Origin of the sequence: Couchioplanes caeruleus (assembly GCF_003751945.1) — a bacterium.
GTDB lineage: Bacteria > Actinomycetota > Actinomycetes > Mycobacteriales > Micromonosporaceae > Actinoplanes > Actinoplanes caeruleus.
In genome coordinates, this window is the sequence record NZ_RJKL01000001.1 from 1,153,237 (window position 1) to 1,163,381 (window position 10,145).

Annotated in this window: 6 protein-coding genes; 5 read left to right on the top strand and 1 reads right to left on the bottom strand. The window is 72.5% G+C overall.

The window, feature by feature from the left end:
* The first annotated feature begins 34 nt into the window (after positions 1 to 34).
* From EDD30_RS05455 to EDD30_RS05475, 5 genes are read left to right on the top strand one after another with little or no spacing between them, the layout of a single operon-like run.
* Complete coding sequence (locus EDD30_RS05455) at positions 35 to 1,213, top strand: cytochrome P450 (RefSeq protein ID WP_244945128.1); 1,179 nt, start codon at positions 35 to 37, stop codon at positions 1,211 to 1,213.
* A 29-nt stretch (positions 1,214 to 1,242) separates the two neighbouring features.
* Positions 1,243 to 1,434: a ferredoxin gene (locus EDD30_RS05460; protein ID WP_071802616.1), complete on the top strand. Its 192-nt coding sequence runs from the start codon at positions 1,243 to 1,245 to the stop codon at positions 1,432 to 1,434.
* Between the two features lie 60 nt (positions 1,435 to 1,494).
* Positions 1,495 to 2,274, top strand: a complete 780-nt coding sequence (locus tag EDD30_RS05465) for a thioesterase II family protein (RefSeq protein WP_071802615.1) — start codon at positions 1,495 to 1,497, stop codon at positions 2,272 to 2,274.
* A gap of 37 nt (positions 2,275 to 2,311) precedes the next feature.
* Positions 2,312 to 4,408: an aminodeoxychorismate synthase component I gene (pabB, locus tag EDD30_RS05470; protein WP_071802614.1), complete on the top strand. Its 2,097-nt coding sequence runs from the start codon at positions 2,312 to 2,314 to the stop codon at positions 4,406 to 4,408.
* Positions 4,409 to 4,422: 14 nt separating this feature from the next.
* Positions 4,423 to 9,270, top strand: a complete 4,848-nt coding sequence (locus tag EDD30_RS05475) for a type I polyketide synthase (RefSeq protein WP_071802613.1) — start codon at positions 4,423 to 4,425, stop codon at positions 9,268 to 9,270.
* Here the strand turns inward: EDD30_RS05475 and EDD30_RS05480 are convergent, their stop codons facing one another.
* Positions 9,271 to 10,125, bottom strand: coding sequence for a N5-glutamine methyltransferase family protein (locus tag EDD30_RS05480; RefSeq protein ID WP_071802612.1), 855 nt, complete (start codon positions 10,123 to 10,125; stop codon positions 9,271 to 9,273).
* Between the last annotated feature and the right edge of the window lie 20 nt (positions 10,126 to 10,145).

Here is a 10,145-nt window from a genome sequence, read left to right on the forward strand (position 1 = left end):
CGAGCGCACCGAGTCGCCAGGAAGGACGCCGGACGTGACCGACTCCGAACCGCTGGTGGTCGACTTTCCGCTCCGCAAGGAGGGCGAGTCGTTTCCACCCCCGCGGTACGTGGAATACCGCGAACGCGACGGGCTGGTGCTGTCGTACCTGCCGGACGGCAAGCCCGTCTGGCTCGTCACCCGGCATGCCGCCGTCCGGGAGATCCTCACCAGCAGGAAGATCAGCTCCAATCCGGACCGTGAGGGCTTCCCCCACATCGGCGAAACGATGGGGGTGCCGCGCCAGGACCAGATCCCCGGCTGGTTCGTCGGCCTGGATCCGCCCGAGCACGACCGGTTCCGCAAGGCGCTGATCCCGGAGTTCACCGTGCGCCGGATCCGGGCGATGCGCCCGGCGATCCAGGGCGTCGTGGACAAGGTCGTCGACGACCTGCTCGCGGGCGGCTCGGAGGCGGACCTGATCGCGGACTTCGCGCTGCCGATCCCGTCGCTGGTCATCTCCGCGCTGCTCGGTGTGCCGGTCGCGGACCGCGAGTTCTTCGAGTCACGGACCCGCACCCTGATCGCCATCCGCGCCTCGACCGACCAGCAGCGCGACCTGGCCAGCCGGGAGCTGCTGCGCTACATCAACCGGCTGATCGAGATCAAGTCGAAGTGGCCGGGCGACGATCTGCCCAGCCGGCTGCTGGCCGGCGGCGCGCTGGAGCCGCGGGAGCTGCCCGGTGTGCTGCTGCTCCTGCTGATCGCCGGGCACGAGACCACGGCCAACAACATCGGCCTGGGCATCGTGACGCTGCTGGAGAACCCCCGGTGGATCGGCGACGACCGCATCGTCGAGGAACTGCTGCGGCTGCACTCGGTCGCCGACCTGGTGTCGCTGCGGGTGGCCGTCGAGGACGTCGAGATCTGCGGTCAGATGATCAGGGCGGGCGAGGGCGTCGTGCCGCTGGTGGCCGCGGCCAACCACGACGAGACGGTGTTCGGCTGCCCGCACCTGTTCGATCCCGGACGCAGCGCCCGGCAGCACGTCGCGTTCGGCTACGGCGTGCACCAGTGCCTCGGGCAGAACCTGGTCCGGGTGGAGATGGAGCTGGCGTACCGGACGCTGTTCGAGCGGATCCCCGGACTGCGGCTCGCGGTCGGCGAGCAAGGCCTGCCCTACAAGTACGACGGAGTCCTGCACGGACTGCACGCACTGCCGGTCCGCTGGTAGGCCTACCAGCCACATCCCTGGAGGACGAGTTGCGTATCACGGTGTCGACCCAGACCTGCGTCGGCGCGGGCCAGTGCGTGCTGTCCGCACCCGATGTCTTCGACCAGGACGACGACGGCGTGGTCGAGGTGCTGGACGCCGAGCCCGGCGCCGGCCACGCCGAGGCGGTGTACCTGGCCCGGGACCTGTGCCCGGCCGGGGCGGTCACTGTCGAGGACTAGCAATCCCCGTGCCGGCGCTCGGTTTGTATGAGCGACATCCCCGCGAGAAGGAGACTTGCCGTGACCATCGCCGATGACGTGACCACTGCGTGGCTGCGCCGCTACCACCCGAACCCGGGACGGCCGGTGCGACTGGTCTGCTTCCCGCACGCGGGCGGATCGGCCAGCTTCTACCATCCGGTCTCCGCCGCGCACCGAGCAACGGCCGACGTCGTCTGTCTCCAGTACCCGGGACGGCAGGACCGCCGCCTGGAGACCTGTCACACCAGTATCGCCTCCTTGGCGGACGCCGTCGTCGCCGAGCTGCGCGTGCTGAGCCCGAAACCGACGGTGTTCTTCGGGCACAGCATGGGAGCCATCCTCGCGTACGAGGCCGCGCTGCGGCTCGAACGCACGCTCTCCGGACCGCACACGGTGGTCGCCTCCGGCCGCCGGGCACCCTCGACGGTACGTGCCGAGACCGTCCACGCACGCGACGACGAGGGCGTCATCACCGAGCTGAGGCGCCTCAACGGGACCGTTTCCGGCCTGCTCGGCGACGACGAGATCCTCCGGATGGCGCTGCCCGCGATCCGCGCGGACTACGAGGCCATCGAGACGTACCGGGGTGCCCCGGACGCCCGGCTGAAGGCCGGCATCACCGTCCTCACCGGACACGCCGACCCGCTCACCACCACCGACGAGGCCGCAGCCTGGCAGCGCCACACCGCGGGCCCCTTCCGGATGGCCGGATTTCCCGGCGGTCACTTCTTCATCGCCGCACACCAGGCCGCGGTGAACGCCGAGATCGCCAGGGACCTGGCCGCCGCCCACCGAGCCGCCGTCACGCCCGTCGGCTGACCCTCCGCCGCTCCGAGGACCAGGTTAGGAACCGCACATGCGCACGCTGCTGGTCGACAACTACGACTCGTTCACGTACAACCTCGTCCACTACCTGGCCGAGGTGAACGGCCGACGACCCGAGGTGATCCGCAACGACGACCCGGCGTGGCGGCCCGAGCGGCTGTCGGAGTTCGACAACGTGGTTCTCTCCCCCGGCCCCGGCACCCCGCACCGGCCGGCGGACTTCGGCCTCTGCGCCGCCATCGCCGCCGAGGGCCGGCTGCCCGTACTCGGCGTCTGCCTCGGGCATCAGGGCATCGCCCTGGCGCACGGTGCGCAGGTGAGCCTGGCGCCGGAACCACGTCACGGCCGCGTCTCGCTGATCCGCCATGACGGCACGGAGCTGTTCGAGGGCCTGCCGTCCCCGCTCGAGGTGGTCCGTTACCACTCGCTGGCCGTCACCGGCGTGACCGGCGATCTGGAGGCGACCGCCTGGGCCGACGACGGCGTCGTCATGGCGCTGCGGCACCGCAACCTGCCGTTGTGGGGCGTGCAGTTCCATCCCGAGTCCATCGGCACGGTCGGCGGCCGCCGGCTGCTGGCCAACTTCGGCCGGCTGACCGAACGGCACCGCGGGACGCGGGAGACCATCGAGGTGGTCGCACCGGCGGCCGGCCCCGCCATCGCCGAGTCCGCACGGCGCCGCCGGCTCGAGGTACTCGTCGAGGCGATGGGCACCCGCTGGGACGCCGAGGTGGTGTTCGACACGCTTCTGCGAGGCGGAGAGCACCCGTACTGGCTGGACAGCAGCCGGACCGGAGGCCCCGGCGAGGTGTCGGTCATGGGTGACGCCGGCGGCCCGCTGGCCCGGATCGCCTCCGCCGACGTCGCCGCCGGAACCGTCACGATCCGCGCGGCGTCCGGTACGGAGGTGTTGTCCGGTGCCTTTCTCGACTGGCTGGAGGCCGATCTCCGGTCACTCGACACCCGGGTGCCGTTCCTCCCGTTCGACTTCGGACTCGGCTGGGTGGGCGCGCTCGGCTACGAACTGAAGGCCGAGTGCGACGGCGACCTCGGGCACCCGTCGGCCGAGCCGGACGCCGTCATGGTCTTCGCCGACCGGGCGATCGTCCTCGACCACCGCACGCGGTGCACCTACCTGCTCGCCCTGGCCGAGGACGGCGACGAGGCCCCGGCACGCGCGTGGCTGGCCGACACCGCCGCGGCGCTGCGGTCACTCACCGGCCGTGAGCCCGAGCCGTGCGACGGGCCGCCGGACGCGGTGACCTCCCGGCTGCGCCTGCGGCACGATCGGGAGGCATATCTGGCCCTGATCGAGCGGTGCCAGGAGGAGATCCTCCACGGCGAGACGTACGAGGTCTGCCTCACCAACATGATCGAGGCGGACACCGACCTGGACCCCTGGCAGGCATACCGTTTCCTGCGCCGGTACAGCCCCGCGCCGTTCGCCGCGTTCCTCGACTTCGGTGGCGTGTCCGTGCTCAGCACGTCACCGGAGCGGTTCCTCCAGATCGACCGGCACGGCGACATGGAGTCCAAGCCGATCAAGGGAACCCGGCCGCGAGGGCGTACGGCGGAGGAGGACGCCCTGCTGGTCGAGGATCTCGCGCTGAGTGAGAAGGACCGCGCCGAGAACCTGATGATCGTCGACCTGGTGCGGCACGACCTGGGCCGCCGCGCCGAGATCGGCTCGGTGCACGCGGCCAAGGTCTTCGACGTCGAGACGTACGCCACCGTGCACCAGCTGGTCAGCACCGTGCGGGCCCGGCTGGCCGCGGGTAGCACGTCGGTGGCCGGGGTGCGCTGCGCGTTCCCGGGCGGCTCGATGACCGGCGCGCCGAAGATCCGCACGATGCAGATCATCGACCGGCTGGAGGCGGGTCCGCGCGGCCTCTACTCGGGCGCGATCGGGTACTTCTCGCTGACCGGTGCCGCCGATCTGAGCATCGTGATCCGCACGGTGGTGCTGCACGACGGCCATCTGCGCTACGGCGTCGGCGGAGCGATCATCGCGTTGTCCGATCCCGCGGCCGAGTACGAGGAGACCGCCGTCAAGGCCCGTCCCGTGCTCACCCTGCTCGGTGCGGAGTTTCCCGAGCGCGGAGCCGCGCCCGCCTTCGCCCAGGCCTGACCTTCGGAGACACCATGCCGATCACGACCGCGGACTACCATCTGGACCCGCCCGAGGAACTCGTCCACCATCTCGGCGGATACACCCTGCCCGCCGTGTTCGCCGCCGCGGTGGCCGCCGACCCGGACGCGGTCGCGCTGCGGGAGGGGGACCGGTCGTCCACGTGGCGCCAATGGCGTACCGAGGTGGACGCGGTGGCGTGTGCGCTCCAGGCGGCGGGCGTCGGACCCGGTGACGTGGTCGCCGTCCAGCTGCCGAACGGCACCGGCTTCCAGACGGTGCATCTCGCCGTCGCCGAGATCGGCGCGGTGCTGATGCCGGTGCACATGGGCAGTGGCACCCGCGACGTGCTCGCGTTGCTGCGCCGCGTCGACCCGGTCGCCTTCGTCCTGACCGCCGACGGGTCGGCGGCCGAGGTGCAGGCCGGGGTGCCGTCGTTGCGGGTCGTCCTCTCCCTGGACGCGTTGTGGACCGCCGCCGCGCGGTGGCAGGGGCACCGGCCGGAACCGGTCGAGGTACTTCCGGAGTCGCCCATGGTGCTGATCCCGTCGTCCGGCACCACCTCTCAGCGTCCGAAGATCTGCGTGCATCACCACGACGGGCTGCTGTCCAACATCGCCCCGGTGACCGCCGAGGCGGCCGAGTCCTTCGCGGCCGGCATCATCACCGCATGCCCGATGAGCCACCTCTTCGGCCTGCAGTCGGTCCACCATGCGCTGTTCGCCCGCTGTCCGCAGACCATCCTGGACGGCTGGGACGCGGACCGCTTCCTCGCACTCGGGCGGTCGGCGCAGCCGGGCGTGGTGTTCCTGGTCCCGACCCAGATCTACGACCTGGTCGCGCGACTCGCCGAATGCGGCGAGCCCGCCGGCTTCGCACCGCGGGAACTGCGCACCGCGGGTGCCGCCCTGCCGCCGGCCGCGGTGAGCGACGTCCGCACGGCGCTGGGCACCGCGGTCGTCGTCGTCTGGGGCATGTCGGAGCTGGGGACGGGAACGCGTACCCGTGCCGGCGACGATCCGATGGTGGCGGCCACCACGATCGGCCGGCCCGGCCCGGGTTCCGAGCTGCGGATCCGCGATTCCGACGGTGGTCCGGTTCCGGACGGCGTCGCCGGCGAGCTGCAATACCGGGGACCGAACCTGTTCCGCGGCTACTACGGCGACCGCGAACTGACCGCCGCGTCGCTCACCACGGACGGCTGGCTGCGAACCGGGGACATGGCCGCGGTCGGCCCGGAAGGCCGGATCGTCTTCCACGGCCGATCCGCCGAGATCATCAACGTGGGCGGCCGCAAGGTCAGCGCGGTGGAGGTGCAGAGCCTGCTCGCCGACCTGCCCGGTATCGGGCCGCAGGCGGTCGTCGCTCAGGCCGACCCTCGCCTCGGCGAGCTTCCGTGCCTGGTGGTCACCGAGGCTGCCCGCGGCCGCGTCGACATCGCGACGGTCACCGACTTCCTGCGCGGGCTCGGCGTCGCCGACTACAAGATCCCGCTCGACCTGATCTTCCTGCCGGAACTGCCGCGTACGCCCGCCGGCAAACTGCACCGGCGCGCGCTGGAGGATCTGCTGCGCACACGCCCGGATCGCCCGGCGGCGTACCCGGGCGACCTGCAGGACGCGCTGGACCTGGTCCTCGCCTGCGTCGCGGAGGTCGGTGAGGGCGTCGGCATCGGACCGGATGACAGCTTCCGCGGCGCCGGGCTGGACTCCATCCGGACGATCCGCCTGCGCAACGCGATCGCCGAGGCGACCGGCCTGAACCTGCCCACCACCATCGCCTTCGACCACCCCACCCCCATCGCCATGGCCCGGCATCTGGTCGGCCGGCACGAGAACGACCCGGTGCCGATCCGCACGGCCGGGCCCGGGGAACCGATCGCGATCATCGGCATGGCCTGCCGCCTGCCCGGAGCCGTCGGCTCCCCTGAGGAGCTGTGGAATCTGGTCACCGGCGGGGTGGACGCCATCTCCGCCTTCCCGGACGACCGCGGCTGGGACCTGGACACCCTGTTCGACGACGATCCGGACCACGCCGGCACCACGTACGCCCGCGAGGGTGGCTTCCTGCGCGACGCGGCCGATTTCGACGCCGGCTTCTTCGGCTTCTCCGCCCGCGAGGCACTGGCCACCGATCCGCAGCACCGGCTCATGCTGCAGGCGGCGTGGGAGGCGTTCGAGCGGGCCGGGATCGACCCGCAGACCGTACGGGGATCGCAGACCGGCGTCTTCACCGGCGCGATGTACCACGACTACGCCGGCGGGGCGGCCGGTGAGCTGGAGGGCCTGCTCGCCATCGGGCGCTCGGCCAGCGCCATGTCCGGCCGTATCGCCTACCAGTTCGGCCTGCACGGCCCGGCCATGACGATCGACACCGCCTGCTCGTCGTCGCTGGTCGCGCTGCACCTGGCCTGCCAGTCGCTGCGCCGTGGCGAGTCGTCGCTGGCGCTGGCCGGAGGCGCCGCGGTGATGGCCACCCCGGAATCGTTCGTGGAGTTCTCCCGGCTGCGCGGCCTGGCGCCGGACGGGCGGTGCAAGTCGTTCGGCGACGGCGCCGACGGCGCGGCCTGGTCCGAGGGCGCCGGACTGCTGCTGCTGGAGCGCCTGAGCGACGCCCGCCGCAACGGGCACCCGGTGCTCGCCGTGGTGCGCGGCTCCGCGGTGAACTCCGACGGCGCGTCGAACGGCCTGACCGCCCCGAACGGCCCGTCGCAGCAGCGCGTCATCCGGCAGGCCCTGGCCGACGCCGGGCTCTCCCCCGCCGACGTGGACCTGGTCGAGGCGCACGGCACCGGCACCGCGCTGGGCGACCCGATCGAGGCGCAGGCGATCCTGGCCACGTACGGCGAGGGCCGCCCCGCGGACCGTCCGCTGTGGCTCGGTTCGGTCAAGTCGAACATCGGCCATACCCAGGCGGCCGCCGGCGTCGCCGGGGTGATCAAAGCGGTGCTCGCCATGCGGCACGGAGTGCTGCCGCGAACCCTGCACGCGGAGGTCGCGTCCACGAAGGTGGACTGGTCGCGCGGCTCGGTGCGGCTGCTCACCGAGGCCCGGCCGTGGCCCGCCACCGATCGCCGCCGGGCGGCCGTGTCGTCGTTCGGGATCAGTGGCACCAACGCCCATGTGGTCCTCGAGGAGGTGCCTGCCACGGCGCCGGCGACGACCGGGACCGGCGCGGCGCCGTGGCTGCTCACCGCCCGCAGCGAGGCCGCCCTGCGGGCCCTGGCCCGCCGCCTCGCCGACCATCGGGCGCGGATGCCCGCCGCCACCGCCGACGTGGCATACGCGCTGGCGACCGGACGCGCGGTGCACGAGTATCAGGCCGTGATCACGGCGGCGGAGCAGCTCGACGCGCTCGCCGACGGGGCCGGCGGACCGCAGATCACCCGGCGTGAGTACGTACACGGCAAGCTAGGTGTCGTCTTCTCGGGGCAGGGCAGCCAACGCGCCGGAATGGGACGGGCGCTCGCCGCCCGCTTCCCGGTCTTCGCGGCCGCCTTCGAGGAGACCTGTGCACACCTCGGCGACATCGACTGGGACGACCTGCACCGCACCGGCGATGCGCAGCGGGCCATCTTTGCCTTCGAGGTGGCGCAGTACCGCCTGCTCGAGTCGTGGGGCGTACGGCCGGACGCGGTCGCCGGGCACTCGATCGGCGGCATCGTCGCGGCCCACGTCGCCGGGGTGCTGTCGCTGACCGACGCGTGCACGCTGGTCGCTGCGCGGGCCCGGCTCATGCAGGCGCTGCCGCCCGGCGGCACGATGATCGCCGTGCAAGCCGCCGAGGCGGACATCACGCTCACCGACGGGGTGTCCCTCGCGGCGATCAACGGCCCGGACGCCGTGGTGCTGTCCGGCGAGGCGACCGCGGTCGAGGCGATGGCGGCCGGCTTCGCACGGACCAAGCGGCTGAACGTCAGCCACGCCTTCCACTCGGCGCTGATGGAGCCGATGCTGGCCGACTTCCGTGCGGCCATCGAGGGACTCACCTACCATCCGCCGGCGCTGACGCTGATCTCGGACACCACCGGCGCGCCGGTCACCGAGGCCGGCCCCGAGCACTGGGTGCGGCACGTGCGCGACACGGTCCGCTTCGCCGACGTGGTCACCACGCTCAAGGGCCAGCGGGTCACCACCTTCCTCGAGGTCGGGCCGGACGCGGTGCTCGCGCCCGCGATCGAGGGCACGGTCATCCCCGCCGCCCGCCGGGACCGCGCCGAGGACTCGGCGCTGTTGGAGGCGGTCACCCGCCTGCACGGCGCCGGCGTACGGGTGGACTGGGCCGCGGTGCTGCCCGGCGCGCGGGCCGTGCCGCTGCCGACGTACGCGTTCCAGCACCAACGGTATTGGGTCTGCGCCGCCCCGTCCGCGTCGCTGAGCATCCCCGAGCCGGCCGTGGCGGCCGCGCCGTCGCTGACGACCCGCCTGGCCGGGCTCGGCGAGGTCGAGCAGGACGATGTGGTCCTCGGCATCGTCTCCGCCGAGCTCCAGGCGGTGCTGGGCGACGGCATCCCTGCCGTGATCGACCCCTCCCGTCCGCTCGTCGAGCTGGGCATCACCTCGGTCAACGCGATCGAGCTGCGCAATCGGCTGATGGCGCGGACCGGGGTGACCATGCCCGCCACGCTGGTGTTCGACCACCCGACGCCGAACGCGGTCGTGCGGCTGATCCGCAAGTCCCTCGCGTCCACCGCGGAGACCTCGGTGGACGAGTTGATCACCCGCCTGGAGCGCAGGCTGGCCGACGGGGCGACCCTGGACGCGGCGGCGTCCGGGCGGTTGCGGGCGCTCGCGGGCGGACGCCTGGATCTTGACTCCGCCAGCGACGACGAGCTGTTCCGCCTGATGGACGACGCGTCCTGATCAGACGCGGGTGGCGACCACGTAGTGCGGGTAGCCGAACTGGTCGGTGTGCAGCGCGATGTCCGTGAAGCGGTCGTCCGCGGCGAACAGCGCCGGCATCGTCTCGCCGTGCAGGTGGCCGTGTTCCAGAACGAGCCGGCCGCCGGGCCGCAGCAGTCGGGCCGCGGTGTCGATGACGCCGCGGATCACCTCCAGGCCGTCGCCGCCGGCGAAGACGGCGATCCGCGGCTGGTGCACCGCGAACTCGGGCGGAAGCTGCGCCTGCTCGGGCACGAACGGCGGGTTCGACACCACCACGTCCACCGTGCCGTCCAGATCGGCCAGCACGCCGGGACGCGTGACATCGCCCCGGTGCAGGTGGATGCCGGTGTCGCCCCCGGCCACGCGCTCGGCGGCGTTGAGCTCGGCGAAGCCGTACGCCTCCTCGTCGATCTCCACCGCGTGCACCTCGGCGTCGGGGCGGCGGTGGGCGATCACCAGGGCGTGCGCCCCGGCGCCCGCGCACAGGTCGACGACCACGGGCGCGGTGACGCCGGTGAGGTGGGACAGGACGGGCTCAACAACGTCGCTGAAGTCACGCCGGGGCACGAAGACGCCTGCGCCGACCCGTAGCTCCAGCCCGGCGAACGGGGCCACACCGGTCAGATAGGCCATCGGCACTCCGGAGACGCGGCTGCGGGTGAGGCGCTGGAACTCGTCGGTGGTCTGCTCGTCCGGCTCGCCGTCGCGATCGATGTCCGCGACGTCGATGCCGGCCGCAAGCGCGTACAGCTCCTCGGCGTCGCGGTGCGGGGTGGGGCTCATGCCCTCCGCTATCGGACCGACCGCCGCGTCGATGAGTGTGCCGATGGTCATGGCTTGCTCCCTCGGGAAGG

Excerpts from the sequence above, each read along its gene's own strand:
- pabB (WP_071802614.1), top strand. The coding sequence starts at position 2,312 with ATGCGCACGCTGCTGGTCGACAACTACGACTCGTTCACGTACAACCTC.
- EDD30_RS05475 (WP_071802613.1), top strand. The coding sequence starts at position 4,423 with ATGCCGATCACGACCGCGGACTACCATCTGGACCCGCCCGAGGAACTC.
- EDD30_RS05480 (WP_071802612.1), bottom strand. The coding sequence starts at position 10,125 with ATGACCATCGGCACACTCATCGACGCGGCGGTCGGTCCGATAGCGGAG.